We start from the raw sequence: 24882 nt of genomic DNA on the forward strand, positions 1-24882 counted from the left end.
GCTCCGCCCGTACTGGGACGAGAGCGCCTACTACTCCTTCAGCCTGGCCGAGGTCGAGGCGCTGGAGGAGGTCGTCGAGGAACTGCACGCCATGTGCCTGGCCGCCGCCGCGCACATCGTGGAGAAGGACCGCTTCGCCGAACTCGGCATCACCGACCCGCGCCTCGCCTCCCTCGTCACCGAGGCCTGGCACCGCAAGGCCGAACTGCCCTCGCTCTACGGCCGGTTCGACCTCTGGTACGACGGGTCGGGGGCGCCCGCCAAGATGCTGGAGTACAACGCCGACACCCCCACCTCGCTGGTGGAGGCGGCCAGCGCCCAGTGGTTCTGGATGGAGGAACGGTTCCCCGGCGCCGACCAGTGGAACTCCCTGCACGAACGGCTCGTCGACGCCTGGCGCGCGCAGGCCGCGCTGCTGCCGCCGGGCAGCCCCGTGCACTTCGCGCACACCATCGACGACGAGTGCGGCGAGGACCTGATGACCGTCGCCTACCTGCGCGAGACCGCCGCCCAGGCAGGGCTGGAGACCGAGGCGATAGCCGTCGAGGACATCGGCTGGGACAGCCTCTCGCACCGCTTCGTCGACCAGCGGCTCCGCTTCATCCGCAGCTGCTTCAAGCTGTACCCGTGGGAGTGGCTGGCCAGCGACGACTTCGGCCCGCACGTCCTGGACACCCTCGACAACGGCGGCGGCACCGGCTCCACCCTCTGGATCGAGCCCGCCTGGAAGATGCTCCTCTCCAACAAGGCCCTCCTCGCCATCCTCTGGGAGCTCTACCCCGGCCACCCCAACCTCCTCGCCTCCTACCTCGACGGCCCGCGCGAACTCGCCGCCACCACCGGGTACGTCACCAAGCCCCTGCTCGGCCGCGAAGGCGCCGGCGTCACCCTCCACCAGCCCGGCGGGACGCAGACCCCCGCGCCCGCCACCGGCCCGAGCTGCTACCAGCAACTCGCCCTCCTGCCCGACCTGTCGACCCCCGCTCCCGGCGCCCACAGCCCCACCAACCACGTCGTCCTCGGCGCCTGGGTCGTCGCCGACGAGGCCGCCGGGCTCGGCATCCGCGAATCGGCCGGTCCCGTCACCGACGGCTACGCCCGCTTCCTCCCGCACGTCATCCTCTGACCCGCCCCCGCTCCCCGCCCCACCCCGAGAGAGACCCGACCCGGTGCCCGAACTCCAGCGCCTGCGCGCCGACCACGCCCCCGCCCTCCTCGCCTTCGAACGCGAGAACCGCGCCTGGTTCGCCCGCACCATCAGCGACCGGGGCGACGCCTACTTCGCCGACTTCCCCGCCCGCCACCGCGCCCTCCTCACCTACCAGGACGAGGGCACCGACCACTTCCACGTCCTGGTCGCCGACGACGCCACCACGATCCTGGGCCGCTTCAACCTGATGGACATCACCGACGGCCAGGCCGAACTCGGCTTCCGCATGGCCGAGTCGGCCACCGGCCGCGGCCTCGCCACCGAGGCCGCCCGGACCGTCTGCCACCTGGCCGCCACCACCTACGCCCTCACCTCCCTCCGCGCCCAGGCAAACCTGGACAACCTCGCCTCCCACACCGTGCTGACCCGCACCGGCTTCACGGCGACGGAGCAGACGGTGCTGCGGAACGGGACGGTGGGACGGCGGTACGTGAAGGAGCTGGCGGGACCGGAGGAAGGGGCGGCCGGGGCGATCGGGGCGGCCGGGCTCTGAGGGGCCGGGGCCCTACGCCATCCCCAGCACCCCCCGCAGCTCCCCGAGGCCCCAGTCCAGGTCCTCCGCCGAGATGACCAGGGGCGGGGCGATGCGGATGGTGGAGCCGTGGGTGTCCTTGACCAGGACGCCTCGGGACATGAGGCGTTCGGAGATCTCGCGGCCGGTGCCGACGGCGGGGTCGAGGTCGACGCCGGCCCAGAGGCCGCGGCCGCGGACGGCGCGGACCGGGCCGTCGGCCTTGACGAGGTCGGCTAGGGCGTTGTGGAGGCGGGTGCCGAGTTCGGTGGCGCGGGCCTGGTACTCGCCGGTGCGCAGCATCGCGATGACCTCCAGGGCGACGGCGCAGGCCAGGGGGTTGCCGCCGAAGGTGGAGCCGTGCTCGCCGGGGCGGAAGACGCCGAGGACGTCGCTGTCGCCGACCACCGCCGAGACGGGGACGACGCCGCCGCCGAGGGCCTTGCCCAGCAGGTAGAGGTCGGGGACGACGCCCTCGTGCTCGCAGGCGAAGGTCCTGCCGGTGCGGCCGAGGCCGGACTGGATCTCGTCGGCGATGAAGAGGACGTTCCGCTCGGCGGTCAGTTCGCGGACCCGGCGCAGGTAGCCGGCGGGGGGCACCAGGACCCCGGCCTCGCCCTGGATCGGCTCCAGCAGCACGGCCACCGTGTCGTCGGTGAGGGCGGCCTCCAGCGCGTCGGCGTCGCCGTAGGGGACCACGACGAAGCCCGGGGTGTACGGGCCGTAGTCGGCGCGGGCCTCCTCGTCGGTGGAGAAGCTGACGATGGTGGTCGTGCGGCCGTGGAAGTTGCCGGAGGCGACGACGATGCGGGCGGCGCCGTCCGGGACGCCCTTGACCCGGTACCCCCACTTGCGGGCGGTCTTCACCGCCGTCTCGACCGCCTCGGCGCCGGTGTTCATCGGCAGCACCATGTCCTTGCCGCAGAGGGCGGCCAGCTCCTCGCAGAAGGCGGCGAACCGGTCGTGGAAGAAGGCCCGCGAGGTGAGCGTCACCCGGTCCAACTGGGCCTTGGCTGCGGCGATCAGGCGGGGGTTGGCGTGGCCGAAGTTGAGCGCGGAGTACCCGGCGAGCAGGTCCAGGTACCGCTTGCCGTCGACGTCGGTCATCCAGGCGCCCTCGGCGCTCGCCACCACCACGGGCAGCGGATGGTAGTTGTGCGCGCTGTGCGCCTCGGCGGCGTCGATGGCCTCGGCGGTCGCGGAACCGGGAGCGGGGGAGGAGTGCGTACCAGAAGGCGTACCAGACACGGGATCTCCGTTCGTCCTGCTGCGGGTGAGGCCGGGGTGTGGCCCTCTTTCTATCGTCGCGGGGGGGGGCCCGGCCGCGCGCCCCCCCCGCCCCCGCCGGGGGGGGGGCCCCCCCCCCCCCACGCCCGGTCGGGTCAGATCTGTGACCGTCCCGGTGCGGGGTCGGGAGACCCCGCTGCCTGTGCCGCCTGCCATGTCCGGGCACCGCAGTTCGGCGGGAACGGGGGGAAGAGGTGCCCGACGAGGTCGATCCGCCAGCTGTGCCCTTCCGCGCAGTCGCAGACGTACTCGCCCGCCGCCGGCGTGTAGTGGCCGGGGAGGAACGTGACAGATGAGGCCATGGGGTGTCCTGGCTTTCTTGAGGGGGACCGAGCGTCCGGGATTCGCGGAGGGGGCTCCGCGCGGATGCGCGGTCCCCGGGAGACGACCCGAACGGCGGTGCCCGCCGGGCCGGCGTCGGGTGCGGGCTCCGCTTGCGTGCCCCCCGCTTTCGGCGGGAGGCCGGTGACCGGAGGCGGGGACCTTCCGGGCCGTCCGGGAGACCGCCGCGGCGCAACGACGCACGAACGACGCGAATGGTCGCGCGTGGCCGGCGGAGAGACGCTGGTCTTCCTTCGCCTCGCGCCCTCCCGGCCTCGGCCGCCCGGCCGCGTCGCGGAGGTGCGCGACAGAGCAATGTCCGACCGGGGCCCCGCCCTACCGGCGGGGTTCGACGATGGGGAGACCCTCATGAACACCCACGCCGTCGCAGTGAACGGTCTGGCCGCCGGCGTCTGGCAGTCCGGACTCGCCCAGGTGCTCGGTGGCCTGATCGTGGTCGTCGTGCTCATCGGCGCCTTCGTCCTGGGGATCAGGCTCACGGGCAAGGAGCTTCCGCCCCCGGCCCCCGGCACCCAGCCGCACCGCCCCGAGACCGACCGGCTCCCCGGTGAGATGTCCGAGTACCGGAAGCCCTCCGAGGTGCCCCGCACCGACGGGGAGCACCGTCTCCTGCCCTACAACCTGAAGAGCTGCGGCGACGCCTCGGTCCATCCGCCCGGCGAGGAGCAGCGCAAGTGGGGCGGCATCTCCAGCGGCGGCTTCGGCAGCGGTGGCACGGGCCACGGCGACTGAAACACCGGTGCACGTCCCCGCGGAGGACGAACGGCGCGCGAGGGTCCCTCCCCCGCGCGCCGTTGCCGTGTCCGGCGGGGGAGGGCGGCCCCGCGTCCGGCACCGTGGCGGCGCGACCCTCACGGCCGGCCCGCGCGGGATGGCGGCGGGCGGGACTCCGTGGTCCGCTGGTGCCGTGGGCATCCCTGCGCCGCGGCCTCGTCCCGAGGGACCCGTTACGGCCGTCGGCATCGCGACCCCGTCCCTTCCCCCGGACGCCTCCGGAGACGACTGGTGCCCTCCAGACCGCCCGCGCCCCCCTGTGCCCACTGCCTGGCCCGGAACGACGGCGCACCGCCGCACGGCGATGTCGTGCGGGAGTCCTTCGAGTCCCTCTTCACCCGCTGGTACCCCGTCGTGCTGCGGTGGGCCCGGCGCCGCTGCGTCGATCCCCAGGACGCCGAGGACGTCGCCCAGCGGGTGTTCGCGGACGTCTGGTCGCACTCCGGCCGGTACTGCCCGCGTCGCGGCGACCTCGGTCCGTGGCTGCACGGCATCACCGTCCACAAGGCGGCCGACGCGTCCGGCGCGCTGATCCGGCGTCACGAAGGCTTCCGCCGCCTGGTCCTGGGGCCCGCTCAGGAAGGCCCCGACGTCTGCGCGCACGCGGTGGAGCGTCTGGGGCTCGCCGTCCACCTGGCCGTTCTGCCGCCCGAACGCCGGGAGATCCTCTTCCTCGCCTACTACCTGGGGCTCACGCAGCCCGAGATCGCGCGGCGCCTCGGCCTGCCCCTCGGCACGGTCAAGAGCCATGCGAGGAGGGCGCTGCGCTCGCTCGCCGGGGCGGTCGGCGAACCGGCGCGCGCCCGCGCGGACGGGCCGGCCGGCCTCGCCCCCTGAGCCCTCGCGCCCTCCGGCCGTGCCCTCCGGCCGGGGCCCGGCCGCCCTCTCGGGACCGGCCCTGAAGGCCCGTTGCGAGCGGCACGGAGATCCGCGGAGGCCCTGAGGGCACGGTCACGGCCGCGGTGCCCCCGGGCGGCGCGGGCCGTTCACGCCCGGCCCGAGCGGAGGTCGTCCAGGACGGTGCGGGCCGCCCGTGCTCCCGAGGCCAGCGCGCCCTGGAGGGAACCGGTCGCCCGGTGGTCCCCGCACACGTACCGGCCGGGCGCCCACCGCGTGGCGCGGAGCAGCGGGGAGGGGCCCGGCATGGCCGGCAGGGCGTCGGTGACCGTGACGCGGTGGACCAGCTCCCAGCCGTCCGTGTCGACTCCGTACACCTCGCCCAGGGCGTGCCGGACGGCGTCCGTGTGGGCCGCGTCGGGGGAGCCGAGCACGGAAGTGGAGACGAGGGCCCGGCCGTCGGTGGAGAAACCGGGCTGGACGGCGGTGAGGACGCAGGTGTTGAGGAACCTGCGCCGCGAGTCGACGACGAGGAGGGGCTCCTCCAGCGGAGGGCGGGCGGCCGCGTGGTACAGCGTGGTCACCGTCCGGCCGTCCGGTACGCGGAGTCCCGGGAGTAGTTCCGCCGCGACCCGCCCGCCGGTCGCGACGGCGACCGCGCGGGAGGACACCTCACGGCCGTCGGCGAGGGCCACGCCCCCGGATGTCAGGGCGGAGACCGGGGCCCCGCACCGCACCACGCCCGGCGGCAGCCGCGACGCGAGCTGGGCGGGCACCGCGCCGATCCCCCCGGCCGGCAGGCAGAGGGTGCCGCGGAGCATGCTCCGCCACACCAGGTGGAAGAAGCGCGCCGAGGTCTCCAGCCGGTCCTCCAGGAAGACGCCGGAGAGGAAGGGCCGGAAGAACGTCTCCACCAGCCGCGGCGACACGCCCGCCGCCGTCAGCGCGTCGAGCGTCGTACCGTCGGCGCCGCGTCGCAGCACCGACGCCGGCGCCAGGGCGTCCCGGGCCGACAGCGCGGAGAGGGCGAGCAGGTCGCGACCGGAGGCGAGCCGCCCGGGGAGCAGGTCCCGGCTCCGCAGGGGACGCCGGCTCGGGTCCGTGAACAGGCGCGGCCCGTCCTCCGTGTGGACCAGCACCCCGGGGGTGAAGGGCCGCAGCCGCAGTGCCGGGAGGTCCATGCGGCGCTTCACCTGGGGGTAGGACGTGTTGAAGACCTGGAACCCGCGGTCCACGGTGAAGCCGGCCACGCGGTCGGTGCGCATCCGCCCGCCGACCGCGTCGCCGGCCTCGAGCAGCAGCACCCGCAGCCCCGCCGCGCACAGGTCACCGGCACAGGAGAGCCCGGAGGCGCCCGCTCCGACGACCACCACGTCGTACGATCCGCCGTCCGTCGTCCGCGCCATCGCGTCCTCCTGGGGTGTGGGCTCCTGGGGTGGGGGCTCCTGGCCGGGCGGCCGGTCCCGCGGCCTTCTCGCGGCGGCGCGTCCGCACGGAGCCGCTCGCGTCCCCGTCCCAGGGGGGCGGCCCCGGCCGAGTCGAGGGCCGTCCCTCACTCCTTCGCCCCGGGGACGGCCCGTGGATGCGGCGGATGTCCCCCGGCGGGCGGTGGCCCCCCGGGGGCGGCGCGGCGCTTCACGCGTCGGGTGCATCCGCGGAACGGCTCCGTACGGAATCGCCACCGACCCGGAAGCCCGCGCCGCCCGTCGGCAGTCGGACGAACGGGTCTCGCACCGACATACCTTCATCATTGAGATTATTTCTCATCAAGGCACCCTTTCCGGGAGTTCTCATGTCCACACCCCCGCGGTGGGCCGGCCGACTGCTGCCGCTCCTCGTCCTCGTCGTCTGGCTCGTCATCGGAGGAGGGCTGGGCCCCTACGCGGGCAAGCTCGGCGAGGTCGCCACGAACGACCAGGCGGCCTTCCTCCCCCGGAGCGCCGAATCCACTCGGGTGCTGGTGGAGCAGGAAGCCTTCCGCCAGGAGGAGACCCTGCCCGCCCTGGTCGTCTGGACGGCGCCGGGGGGCGGGCGACTCGACCCCGCGGTGCGAGCGGCGGCGACGCGGGCGCTCGCTTCCCTGAAAGGCGCGCCAGGAGTGGTCGGCGCGCCCTCTCCGGCACTGCCGTCCACGGACGGCGAGGCCCTGCGGGGCATCGTCCAGCTCCGGCCCGACCTGGGCGACGAACTCCCGGGGACGATAGGGAAGATCGATGCCGCGGTGTCCGCCGTCCCGGGCGCGGAGGCATGGCTCGGCGGCCCCGCCGCCACACAGGCCGACCTCACCGACGCCTTCGCCGGCATCGACGGTCTTCTGCTGGTGGTCGCCCTGGTGACGGTCCTGGTGATCCTGCTCCTCGTCTACCGGAGCGTCCTGCTCCCCCTGTTGATCATCATCGGGGCCGTGTTCGCCCTCGGACTGGCCTGCGCCGTCGTCTACGTCCTGGCCGACCACGACGTCGTGCGGGTGGACGGGCAGGTGCAGGGGATCCTGTCCATCCTCGTCATCGGAGCCGCCACCGACTACGCGCTGCTGCTGGCCGCCCGCTACCGCGAGGAGCTCGGAGCCCGGGACGGGGACCGCGTGCCCGCCATGCGGGCGGCGCTGCGGCAGTCCATCGGGCCGATCGCGGCCAGCGCGGCCACCGTCGCGCTCGGTCTGCTCGCGCTCCTCCTCAGCGACCTGACCAACAACCGCGCGCTGGGGCCGGTCGGAGCGATCGGCATCGTGTGCGCCGTGCTGAGCACCGTGACCTTCCTCCCCGCGGCCCTGGTGCTGCTCGGCCGTGCCGCCTACTGGCCCGCACGTCCCGAGCCGGCGCCCGCCGACGACGCGCACCCGCTCTGGCGCAGGATCGCCGCCCTCGTCGACCGCTCGCCCCGCAAGGTCTGGGGAGGTTCCCTCGCGGCCCTGCTGGTCTGCGCCGCCTTCTCCTTCGGCCTCGACTCCAAGGGCGTGCCGCTCGACGAGATCTTCGTCAAGGACGCCCCGTCCGTCGCGGCCCAGGCGCGGCTCGTCGAGCACTTCCCCGGTGGCGCGGGCAACCCCGCCGTCGTCATCGCCGACGCCGGCGCCGCGGAGAGGGTCCGTTCCGCGGCGGAGGAGGTCGAAGGAGTCGACTCCGCCACGGTCTTCACGGCCCCCGGGGCTCCCGGAACCACCGAGGCGCTCGTCGCGGACGGGCGCGTACGCGTCGACGTCACCCTCGCGGACGCCGCGGACACCGATGCGGCGAAGGACACGATCGCCGGCCTCCGGACGGCCCTCCACGCCGTGCCGGACGCCGACGCCCTGGTCGGCGGCTACACCGCCCAGCAGTACGACACCCGGGTCACCGCCGAGCGGGACCGGACGCTGATCGTTCCCGTGGTGCTCGCGATCATCCTCGTGATCCTCGTCGGCCTGCTGCGCTCGGTCCTGCTGCCCCTGCTCCTGGTGGTGACGGTCGCGCTCAACTTCGCCGCCACCCTCGGGGTGTCCGCCCTCGTGTTCCAGCACGTGTTCGGCTTCACCGGGACGGACCCGGCCGTGCCCCTGTACGGCTTCGTGTTCCTGGTGGCGCTCGGCGTCGACTACAACATCTTCCTCATGTCCCGCGTCCGCGAGGAGACCGCCCGGCACGGTACGCGGGAGGGAACGCGGCGGGGTCTGATCGCCACCGGAGGGGTCATCACCTCGGCCGGCGTCGTCCTGGCCGCCACGTTCGCGGCCCTGGGCGTCATCCCCCTCGCGTTCCTGGTGCAGATCGCGTTCATCGTCGCCTTCGGCGTCCTCCTCGACACCCTGGTCGTCCGGTCGCTCCTCGTCCCCGCCCTGGTGCGTGACATCGGTCCCGCGGTGTGGTGGCCGGGCGCGCTTCGGCACCGCCCCTGACGGCCGGCGGGCGGGGCGCGGCCCGACGGCGGCGCCGGGCCGGGACGCGGCGTGCGCGTCCCGGCCGCTCGCCGGGCGCCGATCGGTCACCGGCGCGGGACGGACGACTCCATGGCGTCGAGCAGGCGGTCGGCGATCCAGTGCGGCCCGCGCAGGCGGACCGCCTCCGACCAGCGCGGCAGCCCCTCGGGGACGTGTTCGAGGAGATCGCGTACGGCGGCGCCCGCGTCGGCCTCGGTCAGTGTCGCCGGGTCCAGGCACGTGGCCAGCCGCGCGCGTTCGGCGTCGTGGGCGATGGAGAACTGGTCGCTGGAGAAGGGCAGGATCAGCGCGGGCGTCGCGGAGGCCACGCACTCGGTGAACGAGTTGTTGCCTCCGTGGTGCACCATGGCGTCGACCCGGCCCAGCAGCCACCGCTGGGGAACGACGCGCGCGACGTGCGCCCTGGGCCCGGCGAAGCGCGCCAACGCCGGTGCCGAGTCGCCCGCGGCGACGACGACCGCCACGTCCGGACAATGGGAGAGGACGCCCCGGACCAGCAACGCCAGTACGTCGTCGCGTGCGGACAGGAAGGTGCCGAGCGCGATCAGCACCAGGCGGCCCGCGGCCGACCTGAGCCGGTCGAGCACGCCCTCCCACTCGTCGCCGGGCCCCTCCTCCTCCGGGGGCGCGCCATGGCCCCCGTACAGGAAGCGCGCTCCGGACGGCCGGTGTTCCGGCAGCCAGGAGAACCACGGGTAGTTGAAGACGACGGCGTGCCGCGAAGCCAGGGCGAACGCCCGGCCGGGAGCCGCGGCCCGGGGTGCGTGTCCGCGGGCGACCCCGGCGAACCGCTCGGTGAACGCGAGGTCGTTGGCCAGCGCGGCCTTCCGCAGCTCGGCGAGGTCCCGGGCGGCGGGACGGACGGCCCCGGGCCAGGCGTAGGGGACGCCGAACAGGGCCTCCGGGCCGTTCGGCAGGTACGTCGGATGGCCCGGACAGAACGTGGCGAAGGGCAGCCCCAGACAATGCAGGGCGAGCGTCACCGGGTAGCTGAGCTGGTCGACGACGAACCAGTCGGGAGCCAGGCGCTCCTGGAGGCTCCGTACCTCCGCGAGGACTTCCTCCGGGTCGGAGAGCATGTCCTCGCCACGGTGACGGCACTGCGTGAGCAGCGCGGCCACCGCCCCCTCCCGGGTGGAGCCGAGGAACTCCTCAAGGCGTTCCGCCTCCCGCACGCCCTGCCGCGTGCTCCGGGCGACACCGGTGTTCGCGTTGCGCGACACGGTCAACGGGGCGAAGCCCACGCCTGCCTCCTCGGCCAGCCGGGCGAAGGGCGGCGCGCACGCGAAAGTGACGTCGGAGCCCGCCCGGGCGAGAGCGCCCGCCAGCACCGACAGGGGACGGGCGTGCGACTGGAAGGGGGGACTGATCACCGCGACGCGTGGCATCCGGCCTCCTCCGCTGGAAAGACATCCGTCCGGTGCTTCGGACCGGAACGCCGGAGCGGATGCGCTTCCGTGCCCTTCGCGTACCGGGGCCGCGCCCCGCACCCGGGTGCATCCGCGCCGGGAGGAGACGGGGAAAGCCTCCTGGCCGGACGTATCCCACCAGGAGTCCACATGGAAATCTCTGTCCCGGGCCCGGCGGCGCCGGGCCCCCACGGCTCCACCGGCGCGGAGGGGGAGCGTGACGCGTTCACGGCGGCGAGGCGGGCCTTCTGGACCGGGTCCGGAGGCGCGACGACGTCCTCGAACCGGCCGGACCCGCCGCCGTCCTCCCGCAGTCTCCTGTCCCGGTTGGTCGAAGAGGAGTACGGAGCGGGCGGCGGTGCGGGACGCCCCGGGCGCCACGTCATGGCCACGGCCCATGACGTGGCGGTCGCCCGCCTGCGGAAGCGGGTACGGGCGGGACGGACGCCGGGCCCGGAGGAGTGCGTGCGGCTCGTGGCCGGGGGCGACGGAGCCCGGGGAGCGGTCTTCGAGGCGTGGCCCGAGGTCGTACGGCTCCACGGAGGCCCCCGGGTCGCCAGATCGCTGCGCTCCGGCCTCCGCACCGCTCGGGACCCGGAGACGACGGCCATGCTGCTGCACCTCGCGGCCGCCGCCGACCTCCGTCCCCTCCCCGAGGACGGCGTCCTCCGGCTCGCCCGCGCCGGCTCCCGGCGGGTGCGGCACGCGGCATGGCGGCTGCTCGCCCGGTACGGGCGCCGGGCGGAGAACCGGCTCCGGGCCGTGGAGCCCGCGGACACCTACGAGCGCCTCCTGCTGGAAGCCCTGCGCCACCGGCCGCGCACAGGGGCCCCGCCTCCCCTGCCCTCCTCCGGGCTGGTCGTCGCCCAGTCCATGCTCCTGGGGCGGTTCGACCGGCCGGGCGAGGGCCCGAGCGGCGGCCTCAGCGTCCTCCTCGACTCCGTGGGGGAGGCGCTCGCCTCGACCGACGGCATCGCGGGCGTGCTCACCGTGGTCACCGCCTGCCGCCCCGATCTCGAAGAGGACCGTGTCCTGCTGCGCCGGCGGAGCCCCGGCCACTGGATCCTGCGGCTTCCGGTGGACACGGACCGGCCGGCCGGCCCGCAGGACATGGGGGAGCACCGCGAAGCCCTGGCCTGGTGGGCCACCACGCTGCTGTCCGCGCTCGGGCGGCCGCTCGACGTCCTGCACGTGCGCTACGCCGACGACGGTTCGCTCGCCCTGTCGGAGGCGGCCCGAAGGGTCGGTGCCGGGCTGGTGTTCACCGCGACCCCCGACCCCCATCGCCGGATGAGCGAACTCCTCGACCGCCCTGAAGCGGATCCCGACCACGTGCGCCTGGACCTGCACCGCGTGTTCCTCGCCGACCGCCTGGTCGCCCGGGCCGACCGCGTGGTGGGAATCGCCGGCCGCGGGGGGACGGCGGAACTGCTCCACCACTTCCCCCAGCTCGCCCGGGGCCACGGGACACGGAGGCTGAGCGCCCCGCCGGAAGGCGTGGCGCCCTACGAGCCGCCGCCCGACGCGGCGGAACGATGCGGATCCCTCCTCGCCGGGATCGCCGGCAAGGCCGGACCCGCCGGGGAGCCCCGACGGACGGTGCTGCTGAGCGTCGGACGTCTGCACCCGGTGAAGCAGCAGGACGTCCTGGTCCGGGCGTGGATCGAGTCGGGGTGCCACCGTGCGTCGGTCCTGGTCCTCGTCGGCGGGAGCGCGGGTGCGCCGGACCGTCAGGAATCCCTGGTACGCGACCGGATCCGCGCGGCGACCCTCGGCCACCCGGAAGCCCGGGAACACCTGCTGCTCCTTCCCGCGCTCTCCAACGCCGACGTGCGGTCGCTCGAACGGACGCTGGCCGACCCCGCCCACCGGTTCCGGGCGCGTTACGTCTGCGCGAGCGCGAAGGAGGAGTTCGGTCTCGCGGTCCTGGAGGCCATGGAAGCGGGGATGGTCGTGGCCGGGCCCGAGCGCGGCGGCGTACCGCACTACCTGGACGACGGGGTCAACGGCCTGCTCCTGGACACCTCGTCCTCGCACGCGCTGGGCCGGGGGCTGCGGCGCCTGCTGGAACTGGACGACGAGACCGCCGGGGCCATGGCACGGCGGGCACGGCGTCTCGTGCGCACCGAGTACTCGGCGGCCGCCATGGCCCGGGCCCTCGCGGGCCATTACGCCGACGTGGCCTCGCGCGGCCGGAAGGCGGAACAGGGCCCGCCGCCGGAGCCGTTCGGGCGGGCACCCGTCTGACGCGGGTGCTCCCGCGCTCGCGGAGCGCGCCGAAGAAAGGGGGGTTCTGACGGTGCGGGGGCGGGCGCCTCAGGCGGAGGGTTCCATCCAGCGCCTCAGGGAGTGCAGGGCGCGCCTGATGTGGCTCTTGACCGTACCGAGCGGGAGGCCGGTCTCCTCCGAGATCTGCGCCTGGGTCATGTCGCCGTAGATCGCCATGCCGACCAGACGCCGTTGGACGGGGGAGAGGAGACCGAGCTTCTGGAGGACGAGGACGCGGTTCAGGGCCTGCTCGCACTCGTCCTTGCTGTAGGTGCGGACCGCCTGCGCGTGCTGACCCGTCAGCACGCGCTCCAGCTCGGTCCGCCGCGTCCGTGCCGTACGCGCGTCCAGGATGACGTGGCGCGCGATGCCGACGAGCCAGCTGCCGAGGGCGCCCCGCTCCGCCCGGTATCCGGCACGGCCGCGCCAGGCGGCGATGAACACCTGCTGCGTGACGTCCTCCGCGTCCTGGGCGTTGCCGAGCGCACGGCGGGCGAGGGAGTACACCAGGGCCGAGTTCCGCTGGTACAGGGTGGCCAGGGCGGACGGATCGCCGCTCGTGAACCGTGCCGCGAGCTCCGCTTCCGACGCGTCGGGCGCCGTCGAGCGGTCGGCCCGCGGCGACGCCCCGTCGGGGGCCGCGGGCGGCGCGTGCGGGTGGCCGTGAGCCGGGGAAGAGGGGTGGGCGGAGACCATGGCTTGCTCCTATGGCACGGGGATGCACCGTCTCCCACACCGTCCGCCGAATCGATGCACGCAGACAACACGCATTGATGTTGCGTCGAAATGGGAAGGGAAAAGTCCGGAGCCGAACCCTGCATCCCGCTCACGGGGTCGCGGCGAAGCACAGGCATCCGCTCCCTCGCAGGGAGTGAGCGGTCCGAAAGGAACCAGCGATGAACACCCGGACCCCCGCCCTCGTCGCAGCCACCCTCGGGACGTGCGCCCTCGTCCTGGGCGCCACCGTGCCCGCCTCCGCCTCCGACGCCGACGACACCGCCATGGTGTCCGTCCTGCACGCCGTACCCGGACTGACCGTCGACGTGTACGCCAACGGCGACGAACTCCTCCCGGACTTCAAGCCGGGCACCCTCACCGAACCCCAGGAGCTCCCCGCGGGGAGCTACGACCTCAAGGTCTTCCCGGCCGGCGCCGACCCCAAGGGGACTCCCGCCATCCAGAAGACCGTGGAGGTCCCCGCGGGTGCGAACGCGACCGTGGTGGCGCACCTGTCGGCCGACGGCAAGCCCCGGCTCGACGCGTTCGTCAACGACACCTCCAAGATCCCCGCGGGGCAGACGCGGCTGACCGTGCGCCACGTCGCCGCGGCACCCGCCGTGGACGTCAGGGCAGGAGGCCAGCCCGTCTTCAAGGGGCTCGTGAACCCCGAGGAGGACACCGCGGAGCTTTCCGCCGGGACGGTCTCGGCCGACGTCGTCCTCGCCGGCGGCGACGACGTCGTCATCGGCCCCGCCGACCTCGACCTGAAGGAAGGCTCCACCAACATCGTCTACGCCTGGGGCAGCGCCGCGGACAAGAACCTCGCGCTCAAGGTCCAGACCCTGACCGGCATGCACGCCGCGCCCGCCGCGGTGGACGCGGGTCTCGGGCAGCCCAACGACTCCGGGGCGTGGATCGCCCTCACCGCCGGAGCCGGACTGCTCGCGCTCGCCGGCACCCTCACCGCCCGTCGGGCGGCGGCGCGGTCCCGTGCCTGAATCACGCGGGGCCACGCCGCGCCGCGGACGGCCGGCGGACGGCATCACAGCCGTCGTGCTGGCCGTCTCCGGAGCGGTGGCCCTGGTGGTCGGAGCGGCGCTCCGGCCGTCCGCTCCGGATGTCCCTCCGGCCGGCCCGGACTTCCACGCCCGGACGCCTCCCTCCGCGTCCGGGACGTGGGCGGGACCGCCCCCGGAGCATCCCCCCGCCCCGCCCTCCCGCGCGCCCGCCCGGGCCGGCGAACCGTCCGGCCGGCCGGCACCCCCGCGGAGCGTCGAGATCCCGCGCGTCGGCCTGGACGCCCCGGTCGTGCCGGTCGGAGTCGACCGGTACGGAGGCGCTCAGGTTCCCGCCGACCCCGGACGGGCCGGCTGGTACCGCTTCGGCCCCGCCCCGGGAGGACGCTCCGGCTCGGCCGTGCTGATGGGGCACGTCGACTCCCGCTCGGGGGACCTGGGCGAATTCGCCGCCCTCGCCGACGTCCGCGCCGGTGACGCCGTCCTGGTCCGGCGCGACGGCGCGCCTCCCGTCTCCTACCGCGTCGCCTCCCGCGCGACAGTCGACAAGAGCGAACTTCCGGCATCCGCCTTCGCCCGATCGGGCCCACCCGTCCTCACGCTGATCACCTGTGCGCCACCGTACGACCCGGACGGGGGCGGATACCTGCGCAACCTCGTCGTCACCGCGGTGCCCCTCCCGGCGGAGGGCTGACCGCCCGCAGCTCCGCCAGCCCGCCCGCGCGGACGCCGGGACCCGCGCCGGACACCCGCGGGGCCGATTCCCGCCGACCCCTTCCGGCCCTCTCCCGGAACGACATGACCGCGCCCGCCCGCCCGTCCTGCCCGAGTGATGTGACCATGGCAGAACATCTCAGTGCCGACGATCTGACCGAACTCGCCCTGCGGCCCTCCAGCCCGCCCGACGCGCGGCAGCGGGCCCACCTGCGGGTCTGCGGAGAGTGCGCCGGAGAGCTCCGGCAGCTGCGGCGGGTCGTCGAGAGCGCCCGTTCGGCCACCATCGAAGACCTTCTCGTGCCGCCTCCGGCAGGGGTGTGGGACGCCGTCTCCGCGGAACTGGACCTGCCCGTGACCGCCGCCCGGGACGGGCACGCCGGGCACGGTCCCCCGGGCCCGGACGGGCCGTCCGGGCCCCCGGCTCCGGGGCGGTCGCCCCGCCGGGGCCGGTGGCGCCGCTCCGGCCCGCTCCTCGCCGCGGCGGGTCTGGTCGCGGGGCTCCTGACCGGGAGCGCGGCGACCTGGTGGCGGACGCACGAGGACAGGCCGCCGGCGGCCGCCGTCCTGACGGCTCCTCTCGCGCCGGTGGCCGCGCCGGCGGCCGAAGGGACCGTGCGGATCCACCGGGGGGCGGACACGAGGCGCGCGGTGACCGTGTCCGTCAGCGGACTGCCACCGACGCCGGGCTACTACGAGGTGTGGCTCATGGACCGCACCCACACCAAGCTGATCGCCGTGGGGGTGCTGGGATCCGACGGCACGGCCACCCTTCCCCTGCCCGACGGCGTCGACCTGGCGGGGTACCCCCTCCTCGACGTCTCCGCGCAGGTCTACGACGGCGACCCCGCGCACTCGGGGAAGAGCGTGGTCAGGGGCGATCTGCCGCCGTCGGCGACGTAGCCGGGCCGTCCGCGCCGAGGGGTTCCGGCCCGGCGGCGGGCCTGCGCTCCGATTCCGCCACGGGCTCGCCGTAGACGCGGGAGAGGGAGTCGAGGGCCTCGCGCAGCCCCCGGGGGCGCAGCATGCCGGGGTCGGGCGTCCGGCCCGCCCAGCCGGGGCCCGCCAGCAGCACCAGCGGCGCGGTCCGGGCACCGCGCAGGCCGAACGTCACGCCCGCCACGTGACGGGCCAGTGCGTGGCTCGCCGTCGAACGCGCCTGGGACCACAGGACGACCGCGGCGGGACCGCACCTGCGCACCGCCGCGTCCAGCGCCTCCGCCGGCACCGCGCCGCCGAGCATGCGGGTCGCGAGGCCCCGCTCGGACAGGGCCGCGGTGAGCGCTTCGAGCGGAAGCGTATGGGTCTCCGACGGCACGCAGGCGAGGAGGACCGGAGGCATCGGCTTCCCCGCGGAAGCCGTGGCGGCGCGGCGGAGGACGGTCGACACCTGCCAGGACAGCAGGTGCTCGACCTCGACGTAACGGTCGCTCGAGGACTCCCACTTGCGGCCGACGGCGTGCAGCGTGGGGGCCATCACCTCTTCCCAGGCCGCGACGATGCCGTAGTCGGAGACCGCCTGCTCCAGCAGGCTCTCCATCGCCGGGGCGTCCAGCCGGACCGCCGCCCGGGCCAGACCCCGGCACTCCTGGCGCACGTCCCCCAGGGGCAGTCCGCCGCCCCCGGCCGGTCCGTGGTCCGGCGAGGGGCCGGACGCGGGAGGGGCCGGGGCGGGGAACTCCTCGCCCGCGCCGGACGGTTCCCGGCGGTTGCTCCGGGCGGCCCGGGCGGCTTCCGCCGGGGGAATGCCCGACGCCGTGAGGCGGCACATCTCCTCCAGCATCGCGACGTCGGAGGGGGTCCAGCGCCGGTGCTTGCCGTCCGGGCGGGTCGCCGGCCCGATGCCGTAGCGCTGCTCCCAGGAGCGGACGGTGGTCGGCGACACCCCCAGGCGCCGGGCCAGGGCCCCCGTGGTGATTCCCGGACTCGTGCCGGCCATGCAATCCACCTCCCGCTTCGTCAACGCTGCATGCCATTCAAACGCGGCGCGGCGCGGAGTCCGCCCGGCCCGCGCCGGATCCGCCCCCGACAGGTGCCGGTCATTCCCGGGGCGGCACGGGCGACGCCTCCGTAGCGGCTCCGAGCTGGTGCGGCCGCAGCCGGTGCGCCCAGTCGGTCCGGGGAACCTCGGAGGGCCTCCGGTACGCGGACGTCTCCCCCGGCAGACGGTCGGTGGGGGGCCGCAGCGGATGCGAGGCGGGGTCCGGCGGCGGGGCCTCCCCGTCGCGGACCCTGGTCCCGAGGACGAACGCGCCGATCAGGACGGCGACGACGAGCAATCCGACGAGAACGAGCACGATGACCTCCGGCGAAGCGATGGACGTACGGGTGGCTATGGGGCGTACGTGTGACTTCGGCCGCCGGTGCGCGCCTGGATGCGCGGGGGGCGAGATCTCCGCCCCGCGCGTACGGGACGCCCCACCGCTCGCCGCCGCCACCGCTCGCCGTCGCTGCCGTCGACGCCGCCCTCCCGCTCACGCGTTCCTTTCCGGCGGGACGGCCGCGGACCCCGGCGCCGGGCACGGAGGGTGGTCGGGGAGCGGGGCGAGGCCGCCGCCGGCCGCGTCCCGGCGCGCCCGCACCGGTCGCCGGGAAGCGGCCCGGGACGGCCGCCGGGCGGGGCCGGAGGCATGAGGAGCGCCAGGCGGGGCAGTCGGTGGAGCACGAGGGGACCTCGCCACGGAGGCGGGGCCCCCGGTCCGAGAAGGCCGTCCGATCACAGGGAGTCACGGTGACCGTCCGCATCGGGGTCGAAGAGGAGTTCCACGTGATCGACGTCGAGAGCGGACGGCTGGTGCCGCGCGCCGACGCGCTGCTGCGCGCCGTGGAACGCTACGGCGACACCTTCACCGGGGAGCTGCCCCAGTCCGTGGTCGAATCCAACAGCGGGGTGCACACGACCCTCGACGGACTCTTCACCGACCTGACCACCACCCGCGCGCGGCTGGACCGCGCGGCCGCCTCCGAGGGCCTGGCCGTCGTCGCGGCCGGCACCGCCCCGCTGGCCCGGCTCGGCACCGTCCCGAGCGCGGACGCCGATCCGCGCTACGCCCGGATGACCGGCGAGTACCGGCGGCTCGCGGACGAGCAGCTGATCTGCGGCGCCCACGTGCACGCCGACGTGCCCGACCGGGACGCGGCGGTCCGCGCGATGTGCGCCGTCGCGCCGTGGCTTCCGGTCCTCCTCGCGCTGTCCGCGAGCTCGCCGTACTGGCTCGGCGCGGACACCGGGTACGCCAGCTGGCGCACCATGGTCTGGGAGCGCTGGCCCACCGCCGGCCCGCCCGGCTGTTTCGCCGGCGCGGAGGAGTACGACCGGGTGGTGGACGAGCTCGTCGGCTCGGGCGTCATCAGCGACCCCGGCATGATCTATTACGACGTCCGCCCCTCGGCCCACCTGCCCACCCTCGAACTGCGCGTCTGCGACGCCTGCCCGCGCGTGGAGACGGTGGTGCTGATCGCCGCGCTCCACCGCGCGCTCGTGGCCGACGCCCTCGCCCGGATGGACGCCGGGGAGCCCGGCTGCGACGGGAACCACGCCTGGCTGCGCGCGGCGACCTGGCGCGCGGCCCGCTCCGGACTGGAGGGCGACCTCGTCGACCCGGTGACCCGCCGCCCCGCGCCCGCCCCCGAAGTGGTGCGCGGAACGCTCCGCCGGCTGCGTCCCGCGCTGGAGGCGCACGGCGACTGGGCGACCGTACGGTCCCTGGCGGAGGAGACCCTCGCGCGGGGGAGCGCGGCCGAACGGCTGCGGGCCGCGGTGGCCCGGGAGGACCTGCTCGCGGGCGTGGACCAGCTCGTCGCGGACACGCGCGGGAGGACCCGCCCCGCCGTCCGGCCCGAGCGCCGCGCCGCGCGGACCCGGCACGCCCGCCACGACGGACGGGCGGCGGCGGGAGCGCGGTGAGCCGGCCCGACGCGGGCGACGGCCCGTGGAACCCGTCCGACGGGAGCGGGCACCCCGACCTCCGTCTTTCCGAAATCCGGCAGCCGGCATCCCGCCGGCCGGCCGACCGTCCCACCGAGGAGCGACGCACATGCGAAAACGTACCCGCCCGCCCGTCCACGCCGCCGAGTCCGCGTCCCGTACGGGGCGGTCCGTCCTCCCGGGAGGTGGCGTCCCGTGTGCGGCCTGACCGGTGAGCTGAGGTTCGACGGAAGCCGTCCCGACCTGGCGGCGGTGGAACGCATGGCCGACCGGCTGGCGGCCAGGGGACCCGACGGACGCGGCCTGTGGTCCCAGGGCGCCATCGCCCTGGGCCACCGGCGGCTCAAGATCATCGACCTGAGCGACCGCGGCAGCCAGCCCATGACCGACACCGAAGCCGGTCTGACCTGCGCCTTCAACGGCTGCATCTACAACTACCAGGACCTCAGGGAAGAGCTCAGGGGACTCGGGCACACCTTCACCACCACCTCGGACACCGAGGTCGTGCTCAAGGCGTACCGCCAGTGGGGCACCGGCTTCGTCACGCGCCTCGTCGGCATGTTCGCCGTCGCGCTGGCGGAGCACCGCACCGGCCGGCTCGTCCTGGTCCGTGACCGGCTCGGCATCAAACCCCTCTACCTCGCCGAGACCCCCGGCCGGCTCCGCTTCGCCTCCACGCTGCCGGCCCTGCTCGCGGGCGGCGGCGTCGACACGGCCCTCGACCCCGTCGCGGCCCACCACTACATGAGCTGGCAGTCCACGGTCCCCGCGCCGCGCACGATCCTCGCCGGGGTGCGCAAGCTGCCCCCGGCCACCGTCCGCGTCGTGGAACCGGACGGCACCCACGCCGACCACACCTACTGGCAGCCCTCCTACGCCCGCCGCGCCGAGTTCGCCGGCATGGGCGCCCCGGAGTGGCGGGACGCCGTGCTCGACGCGCTCCGCACCGCGGTGCGGCGCCGGATGGTGGCCGACGTGCCCGTCGGGGTGCTCCTCTCCGGCGGCCTGGACTCCAGCCTGATCGTGGCCCTGCTGGCCGAGGAAGGACAGGCGGACCTCGCGACCTTCAGCGTCGGCTTCGAGACGGAGGCCGGCGAGGAGGGTGACGAGTTCTTCTACTCCGACCTCGTCGCCCGGCGCTTCGAGACCGACCACCACCAGCTGATGGTGCCGTCCGACCGGGTCTCCACCGCGCTGGACGCGGCGGTCGCCGCCATGAGCGAACCCATGACGAGCCACGACGTCGTCGCCTTCCACCTCCTCTCGGAGCTGGTCGCGAAGGAGGTCAGCGTCGTCCAGAGCGGCCAGGGCGCCGACGAGGTCTTCGCCGGCTACCGCTGGCACCAGGAGCTCGCGGGGGTCCCGCGCGCCCAGGAGCCCGACCGGTACGCCGAGGTGTACTTCGACCGCACCCACGCGGACCTGGAGAAGATCCTCCAGCCGCACATGCTGCCGCTCCGCGACGTGTCCCGGGAGTACGTCGAGGCCCACATGGCCGCACCGGGCGCCGAGACGGCGATCGACGCGGGACTGCGCACCGAGACCCACGTGATGCTCGTCGACGACCCCGTGAAGCGGGTCGACAACATGACCATGGACTGGGGCCTGGAGGCCCGGGTGCCCTTCCTCGACCACGAACTCGTCGAACTGGCGGCCGCCTGCCCGCCCGCACTGAAGCTCTCCCAGGGCGGCAAGGGCGTCCTCAAGGACATCGGGCGGACGGTCCTCCCGCGCCACGTGGTCGACCGCCCCAAGGGGTACTTCCCCGTGCCCGCCATCCACCACCTCGCCCCGCCCGTCATGGAGCGCGTCCGGGACGCCCTGGCCGCGCCCGCCGCCCGCTCCCGCGGGCTGTTCCGCGAGGAGTACGTCGCCTCCCTCCTGGAGGCTCCCGACGACCACCGCGCCCACCGCGGGCAGAACGCCCTGTGGCAGGTAGCGTTGCTGGAGATATGGCTGCAGACGCACGGAATCGACTGATCGGAGAACACCGGCCGGGCGCGCCCGCGGCGCGGCCCCTGCCCGCCGGGGCCGGGCGCCACGACACCCCGCCGCTCCAGGCGGCGCACGCCTGCTGGTACCCCTCCGCCGACCCGGGTGGCGAACGCGTCGCGTTCGTCTGCGACCGGGGCGGCTCGCCGCAGCTGTGGGTCGGACCGGCCGACGGCGACCGGGCGCGGCCGCTCGACACCACGCCCGACCCCGTCACGGAGGTCGCCTGGTCGCCGGACGGGCGGTGGATCGCGTACACCGTCGCCCCCGGCGGCAGCGGACACACCCGCGTCCTGTGCGTCCGCCCCGACGGCTCGGACCGCAGGGTGCTCGCCGGGGCGCAGCCCGGCACCTCCGCCTACCTGGGGTGCTGGGTCGGCGACGGTTCGGCGCTGGCCGTCACCGTCGCCGAGCCCGTCGACGAGGCGGGCGACCCGGTGAGGCGCCCGGAGCGGTCGCCGGGCGGCGCGGACCGCGACGGACCCGCCACCCTCCTCGGCGCGGACGGCCGCCCGGTCACGGGCGACGGCCGGGGCCTCGTGCGCGACCGCCTCACCGCCTACCTGGTCGACCCCGACGGGACCCGCCCGCCGGTCCTGCTCGCCGACGAGTCCGAGGCGGCCACCCTGCGCGTCTGCGACGTCAGCCGCGACGGCCGGCTCGCGCTGCTGCGGCGCGGGCCGCGCGGCGGGCGCGAGGCGGTCGTGGTCCGCGTCGCCGACCGGGCCGCCGCCTGCACGCTCCCGGTCGCCGACGGCGACCCGTGGATCGGCCGCTTCTCGGCCGACGCCCGCACGGTGTGGCTGCGCAGCGACCACGGCGCCGAGTTCGCGGCCCTGCTCGCCCTCGACCTGGACGGGGACGGGCGACGGACCGGTCTGCGCGAGATCGCCCGGAGGGCCGCCCACGACCTGGAACTGTTCGCGTCCGTCGAGAACGGGCGCCGCGCCGCCCTCGTCTGGAACGCCGGCGGGATCAGCGAGCTGGAGACCCTCGCCCTGCCCGGGCCGGGGGCGGTGCCGGTCCCGCCCCGGACGGTGGAGCTCGACCACGAGGTCGTCACCCGGGTCGCCGCCGCCGGCCCGCACGGCCTCGTGGCCGCCCTGGCCGGATCGCAGCGCCGCCCCGGGGTCTGGCACCTGGCCGACGCCTCGACCGCGCTGCGCGCCCCGTGGACCGCGCGGGACGCCGACACGGTCCCGCCGGGCCCCGCGCCGGTGCGCCCGGCCCCGATGCGGCCGAAGGCCCGTGACGGGCTGCGTCTGGGCGGCTGGTACCACCGCGCCCCCGGCCGCGCCCCCGGTGAACCCGCGCCCTGCGTGGTCCACCTGCACGGCGGCCCCGAGGAGCAGGAACGCCCGGTCTTCGACCCGCTGTACCACGAGCTGGCCGGCCGCGGCCTGGACGTCTTCGCCCCCGACGTCCGCGGCTCCTCCGGCTGGGGCCGCACCTTCCGCGACGCGGACCTCGGCGAGGGGCGCTTCGCCGCCATCGACGACGTCGCCGACTGCGTCGCGCACGCTGTCGAGGCCGGCCTGGCCGACATCGGGCGCCTGGCCGTCATGGGCCACTCGTACGGCGGCTACCTGACGCTCGCCTCGCTCGTCTGGCACCCCGGGCTCTTCCGCACCGGCGTCACCGTCTGCGGCATGTCCGACCTCACGACCTTCTTCGCCACGACGGAACCCTGGCTGGCCGAGTCGGCGGCCCACAAGTACGGCCATCCCGAACGCGACCGGGCGCTGCTGCGCGCCCTCTCGCCCATGAGCCGCGTCGACGCGCTGAGCGTCCCCCTGCTCGCCGTCCACGGTGCCCACGACACCAACGTCCCGCCGCGCGAGTCCGAGCAGATCGTGCGCGCCGCCCGGGAGCGCGGCCACGAGGCCGAACTCCTCCTCCTCCACGGCGAGGGCCACGACTTCCGCCGCGCCGACAGCCGCCGCCTGTTCCGCCGCACGGCGGCGGACTGGATCGAGAAGCGCCTCGCCTGAGCCCGGGCGGCGCCCCCGGGCGGGGGCCGGCGGCGCGGTTCCGCCGCCCGGCGGAGGGGTCGCGGCCGCCCACCGGGGCGCGCCGGGCAGGGGGTTCCACCCCGGTGCCCCGGCCCGGGGCGGGTGGGGGGCTCGGGGTCAGCGAGGGGTCAGGAGGGTCTCCACGAGCACCGTGCGGAGCTCGGCCCACCGCTCCGCCAGGTCCTGGCGCTGGTGCAGGACATCGGAGATGTGCTGCATTCCGAAGACCGCGGCGACGACGGCGGTGGCGGCGGCGCGGGGAGTGACGCCCGGCCTGAGGTCGCCGGCTTCCGCGGCCTGCTCGAACAGCTGGGTCAGCCGGTTCGTCCAGCCGACGTACGGCTCGGGGAGCCGGGCGTCGATCAGGGAGCGTTCGGCCTGCAGCCGGGACCCCGCCTGGACGATGACGTCGTCCAGGAAGGTCTGCACGGTCCGGTCGAGCAGGGTCATGATCGAGGTGGCGGGGTCCTGGCTCTCCGCCGTGACCTCCTCCGTCAGGACGCCCCAGATCCGGTAGGCGTCCTGCACGACTTCGACCGCCATCGCGTCCTTGTTCTTGTAGTGGAAGTACACGGCTCCCTTGGTCATGCCGATGTGTTCGGCGATGCCGGTGATGGAGGTGTTCGTGTAACCGAGCTCGGCGAACATCTCGGCCGCGGCACGCAGCACATGGCGACGGGTGCGATAGGCCCGGTCCTGCTTGAGGGTTCGCGGTTCGCCGGAGCCGGAGGGAGATGAGGGGGGCATCTGGGGGATCGCGCCTTTCCGGTACATAGGGTGCGCGCCAGGCGGGCGCGGGGTCGTCAGCTGGGTCGGGCCTTGCCTAATACCTTCGCGAAGGTATATTTTTTCGTGGTCACAGCAAGGGTTGAGGCGTGCACGGAGCACGCTCTCAGTACTGCGATGGGGGTCGGGGGACATGGGTTTTGGTGAATTACCTACAACTGCCAAGAGCAGCACAGTACATCCTGAGTTGCGCGCACGTAACATCCAGCGCATGGTTCACAAAGCCGCCTCGTCGGAGGTGCTGCTGACCGACGCGGTGAGGATCGCGCCCGGCCGGTTCCGACTGGCGGTCGAGCGGCCGCGGGGGCACGTGCTCTACCACCCCGTTCCCGCTGGTCGGAGCGATCCCTCCTTCTTCATGGAGGCGCTGAGGCAGGCCGCCATCTATCTGACGCACGAGTTCTACGGGATCCCGCTCGACCACCCCTTCGTCTTCGACGGGATCGAGCTCGACGTGCGCGCCCCGGACGGGGCCGGATCGACGTCCGGCCTCCTCGTGCTCGACGTCACCGTCAGCGAGGGCCGGCCCCGGAGCGCGTCGCGCACCGTCCTTTCCCTGCACGGACGGATCACCGACGGCACGGTCGTGTACGCCGAGGGCGGCGTCTCCTGGAAGACCCTGGCTCCCCGGCTCTACCGGCGCTTGCGCACGCCGTCGAGCAGGACGCCCGAACGGGTGCGGCACGTGGTCGGGCGACCGCTGCACCCCGCACGCGTGGGCAGGACGCGGCCCGCGGACGTGCTGCTCTCCGAGGACCTCACGATGGCGTCCATGTTCAGCGACACGCGCCTGTGGTGGCTCCGCGTGGACACCTCGCACCCCGTCTTCTTCGACCACCCGAGCGACCACGTGCCGGGCGTGCTGCTGCTGGAGGCGTTCCGGCAGGCCAGCCGCGCGGCCGCCGGGCCGGGGACGTGGGCGATGGCGAGGACCGTCACCGACTTCGCGTCCTACTGCGAACTGGACGCCCCCGTCGCCATCAGGACCCGGCGGGTGATCGACGGACAGCCCGGGGGCCACGTCCGGTTCGACGTGTCCGCGGTGCAGGACGGCAGGGTCGCCGCCGCGGGCCACGTGGTCTGGGCGTCCGCGCCGCCGCCCGCCGCCGCCGGGCGGGTCGCCCTCCGGGCTTCGGGTGCGCGATGAGGACGCTGCGGGC

General features: G+C 75.1%; 20 protein-coding genes. 13 read left to right on the plus strand and 7 right to left on the minus strand.

Features of this window, described 5'->3' with window-relative positions; genetic code table 11:
• Together ACF1ED_RS36415 and ACF1ED_RS36420 are read left to right on the plus strand one after the other, a co-directional pair.
• A partial coding sequence (locus tag ACF1ED_RS36415) for a glutathionylspermidine synthase family protein (RefSeq protein ID WP_391767652.1) occupies positions 1 to 1126 on the plus strand: 1126 nt, incomplete at its 5' end.
• 43 nt (positions 1127 to 1169) lie between these two features.
• On the plus strand, positions 1170 to 1703 hold the full coding sequence (locus tag ACF1ED_RS36420) for a GNAT family N-acetyltransferase (protein WP_391767653.1): 534 nt from the start codon (positions 1170 to 1172) through the stop codon (positions 1701 to 1703).
• 12 nt (positions 1704 to 1715) lie between these two features.
• Here ACF1ED_RS36420 and rocD read toward each other — a convergent pair whose 3' ends face one another.
• Positions 1716 to 2969 carry an ornithine--oxo-acid transaminase gene (rocD, locus tag ACF1ED_RS36425; protein WP_067412566.1) on the minus strand — a complete coding sequence of 418 codons (1254 nt, stop codon included), beginning with the start codon at positions 2967 to 2969 and terminating at the stop codon, positions 1716 to 1718.
• Positions 2970 to 3698: 729 nt separating this feature from the next.
• On the opposite strand from rocD, the gene ACF1ED_RS36430 reads away from it, so the two are divergent.
• On the plus strand, positions 3699 to 4082 hold the full coding sequence (locus ACF1ED_RS36430) for a DUF6479 family protein (protein ID WP_391767654.1): 384 nt from the start codon (positions 3699 to 3701) through the stop codon (positions 4080 to 4082).
• Between the two features lie 273 nt (positions 4083 to 4355).
• Positions 4356 to 4961 carry an RNA polymerase sigma factor gene (locus ACF1ED_RS36435; RefSeq protein WP_391767655.1) on the plus strand — a complete coding sequence of 202 codons (606 nt, stop codon included), beginning with the start codon at positions 4356 to 4358 and terminating at the stop codon, positions 4959 to 4961.
• Positions 4962 to 5110: 149 nt separating this feature from the next.
• On the opposite strand, the gene ACF1ED_RS36440 is transcribed toward ACF1ED_RS36435, so the two are convergent.
• A complete protein-coding gene (locus tag ACF1ED_RS36440) occupies positions 5111 to 6367 on the minus strand; it encodes an NAD(P)/FAD-dependent oxidoreductase (protein ID WP_391767656.1) in 1257 nt (418 codons plus the stop codon).
• A 386-nt stretch (positions 6368 to 6753) separates the two neighbouring features.
• Between ACF1ED_RS36440 and ACF1ED_RS36445 the strand changes: the two genes are divergently transcribed.
• Positions 6754 to 8835: an MMPL family transporter gene (locus ACF1ED_RS36445; RefSeq protein WP_391767657.1), complete on the plus strand. Its 2082-nt coding sequence runs from the start codon at positions 6754 to 6756 to the stop codon at positions 8833 to 8835.
• A gap of 86 nt (positions 8836 to 8921) precedes the next feature.
• Here the strand turns inward: ACF1ED_RS36445 and ACF1ED_RS36450 are convergent, their stop codons facing one another.
• Positions 8922 to 10265, minus strand: coding sequence for a glycosyltransferase (locus ACF1ED_RS36450; protein WP_391767658.1), 1344 nt, complete (start codon positions 10263 to 10265; stop codon positions 8922 to 8924).
• Positions 10266 to 10670: 405 nt separating this feature from the next.
• On the opposite strand from ACF1ED_RS36450, the gene ACF1ED_RS36455 reads away from it, so the two are divergent.
• Positions 10671 to 12533 (plus strand): glycosyltransferase, encoded by a 1863-nt coding sequence (locus tag ACF1ED_RS36455; protein ID WP_391767659.1) that lies wholly within the window; start codon positions 10671 to 10673, stop codon positions 12531 to 12533.
• Positions 12534 to 12602: 69 nt separating this feature from the next.
• On the opposite strand, the gene ACF1ED_RS36460 is transcribed toward ACF1ED_RS36455, so the two are convergent.
• Positions 12603 to 13250 carry an RNA polymerase sigma factor gene (locus ACF1ED_RS36460; protein WP_391767660.1) on the minus strand — a complete coding sequence of 216 codons (648 nt, stop codon included), beginning with the start codon at positions 13248 to 13250 and terminating at the stop codon, positions 12603 to 12605.
• Between the two features lie 200 nt (positions 13251 to 13450).
• Here ACF1ED_RS36460 and ACF1ED_RS36465 point away from each other — a divergent pair, with 200 nt between their 5' ends.
• The 3 genes from ACF1ED_RS36465 to ACF1ED_RS36475 all read left to right on the plus strand — a co-directional run bounded on the left by ACF1ED_RS36465 (position 13451) and on the right by ACF1ED_RS36475 (position 15907).
• Complete coding sequence (locus ACF1ED_RS36465) at positions 13451 to 14272, plus strand: DUF4397 domain-containing protein (protein WP_391767661.1); 822 nt, start codon at positions 13451 to 13453, stop codon at positions 14270 to 14272.
• 85 nt (positions 14273 to 14357) lie between these two features.
• On the plus strand, positions 14358 to 14984 hold the full coding sequence (locus ACF1ED_RS36470; RefSeq protein WP_391767676.1) for a class F sortase: 627 nt from the start codon (positions 14358 to 14360) through the stop codon (positions 14982 to 14984).
• A gap of 146 nt (positions 14985 to 15130) precedes the next feature.
• Positions 15131 to 15907, plus strand: coding sequence for an anti-sigma factor (locus ACF1ED_RS36475; protein ID WP_391767662.1), 777 nt, complete (start codon positions 15131 to 15133; stop codon positions 15905 to 15907).
• Here the strand turns inward: ACF1ED_RS36475 and ACF1ED_RS36480 are convergent.
• Both ACF1ED_RS36480 and ACF1ED_RS36485 read right to left on the minus strand, forming a co-directional pair.
• Complete coding sequence (locus tag ACF1ED_RS36480) at positions 15876 to 16943, minus strand: MerR family transcriptional regulator (protein ID WP_391767663.1); 1068 nt, start codon at positions 16941 to 16943, stop codon at positions 15876 to 15878. The two genes, ACF1ED_RS36475 and ACF1ED_RS36480, sit on opposite strands and share 32 nt — an antisense overlap.
• A 100-nt stretch (positions 16944 to 17043) precedes the next feature.
• On the minus strand, positions 17044 to 17301 hold the full coding sequence (locus tag ACF1ED_RS36485) for a DUF6479 family protein (RefSeq protein ID WP_391767664.1): 258 nt from the start codon (positions 17299 to 17301) through the stop codon (positions 17044 to 17046).
• A gap of 434 nt (positions 17302 to 17735) precedes the next feature.
• On the opposite strand from ACF1ED_RS36485, the gene ACF1ED_RS36490 reads away from it, so the two are divergent.
• From ACF1ED_RS36490 to ACF1ED_RS36500, 3 genes are all read left to right on the plus strand, one after another.
• Entirely contained in the window at positions 17736 to 18911 is a 1176-nt protein-coding gene (locus tag ACF1ED_RS36490) for a glutamate--cysteine ligase (protein ID WP_391767665.1), read from the plus strand.
• A gap of 216 nt (positions 18912 to 19127) precedes the next feature.
• Complete coding sequence (locus ACF1ED_RS36495) at positions 19128 to 20912, plus strand: N-acetylglutaminylglutamine amidotransferase (RefSeq protein ID WP_391767666.1); 1785 nt, start codon at positions 19128 to 19130, stop codon at positions 20910 to 20912.
• Positions 20885 to 22915, plus strand: coding sequence for a S9 family peptidase (locus ACF1ED_RS36500; RefSeq protein ID WP_391767667.1), 2031 nt, complete (start codon positions 20885 to 20887; stop codon positions 22913 to 22915). The genes ACF1ED_RS36495 and ACF1ED_RS36500 overlap by 28 nt, the downstream gene beginning before the upstream one ends.
• A 138-nt stretch (positions 22916 to 23053) precedes the next feature.
• Here ACF1ED_RS36500 and ACF1ED_RS36505 read toward each other — a convergent pair whose 3' ends face one another.
• On the minus strand, positions 23054 to 23683 hold the full coding sequence (locus tag ACF1ED_RS36505; protein WP_391767668.1) for a ScbR family autoregulator-binding transcription factor: 630 nt from the start codon (positions 23681 to 23683) through the stop codon (positions 23054 to 23056).
• A 250-nt stretch (positions 23684 to 23933) separates the two neighbouring features.
• On the opposite strand from ACF1ED_RS36505, the gene ACF1ED_RS36510 reads away from it, so the two are divergent.
• Positions 23934 to 24869 carry a ScbA/BarX family gamma-butyrolactone biosynthesis protein gene (locus ACF1ED_RS36510; protein WP_391767669.1) on the plus strand — a complete coding sequence of 312 codons (936 nt, stop codon included), beginning with the start codon at positions 23934 to 23936 and terminating at the stop codon, positions 24867 to 24869.
• The last annotated feature ends 13 nt before the right edge of the window (positions 24870 to 24882 follow it).

The sequence above is a fragment of the Streptomyces sp. NPDC014656 genome, assembly GCF_043084305.1.
Classification (GTDB): Bacteria; Actinomycetota; Actinomycetes; order Streptomycetales; family Streptomycetaceae; genus Streptomyces.

Coding starts and splice junctions, on each gene's coding strand:
- ACF1ED_RS36430 (WP_391767654.1), top strand. CDS start 3,699: ATGAACACCCACGCCGTCGCAGTGAACGGTCTGGCCGCCGGCGTCTGG.
- ACF1ED_RS36440 (WP_391767656.1), bottom strand. CDS start 6,367: ATGGCGCGGACGACGGACGGCGGATCGTACGACGTGGTGGTCGTCGGA.
- ACF1ED_RS36445 (WP_391767657.1), top strand. CDS start 6,754: ATGTCCACACCCCCGCGGTGGGCCGGCCGACTGCTGCCGCTCCTCGTC.
- ACF1ED_RS36450 (WP_391767658.1), bottom strand. CDS start 10,265: ATGCCACGCGTCGCGGTGATCAGTCCCCCCTTCCAGTCGCACGCCCGT.
- ACF1ED_RS36455 (WP_391767659.1), top strand. CDS start 10,671: ATGGCCACGGCCCATGACGTGGCGGTCGCCCGCCTGCGGAAGCGGGTA.
- ACF1ED_RS36460 (WP_391767660.1), bottom strand. CDS start 13,250: ATGGTCTCCGCCCACCCCTCTTCCCCGGCTCACGGCCACCCGCACGCG.
- ACF1ED_RS36465 (WP_391767661.1), top strand. CDS start 13,451: ATGAACACCCGGACCCCCGCCCTCGTCGCAGCCACCCTCGGGACGTGC.
- ACF1ED_RS36475 (WP_391767662.1), top strand. CDS start 15,131: ATGGCAGAACATCTCAGTGCCGACGATCTGACCGAACTCGCCCTGCGG.
- ACF1ED_RS36480 (WP_391767663.1), bottom strand. CDS start 16,943: ATGGCCGGCACGAGTCCGGGAATCACCACGGGGGCCCTGGCCCGGCGC.
- ACF1ED_RS36500 (WP_391767667.1), top strand. CDS start 20,885: ATGGCTGCAGACGCACGGAATCGACTGATCGGAGAACACCGGCCGGGC.
- ACF1ED_RS36505 (WP_391767668.1), bottom strand. CDS start 23,683: ATGCCCCCCTCATCTCCCTCCGGCTCCGGCGAACCGCGAACCCTCAAG.
- ACF1ED_RS36510 (WP_391767669.1), top strand. CDS start 23,934: ATGGTTCACAAAGCCGCCTCGTCGGAGGTGCTGCTGACCGACGCGGTG.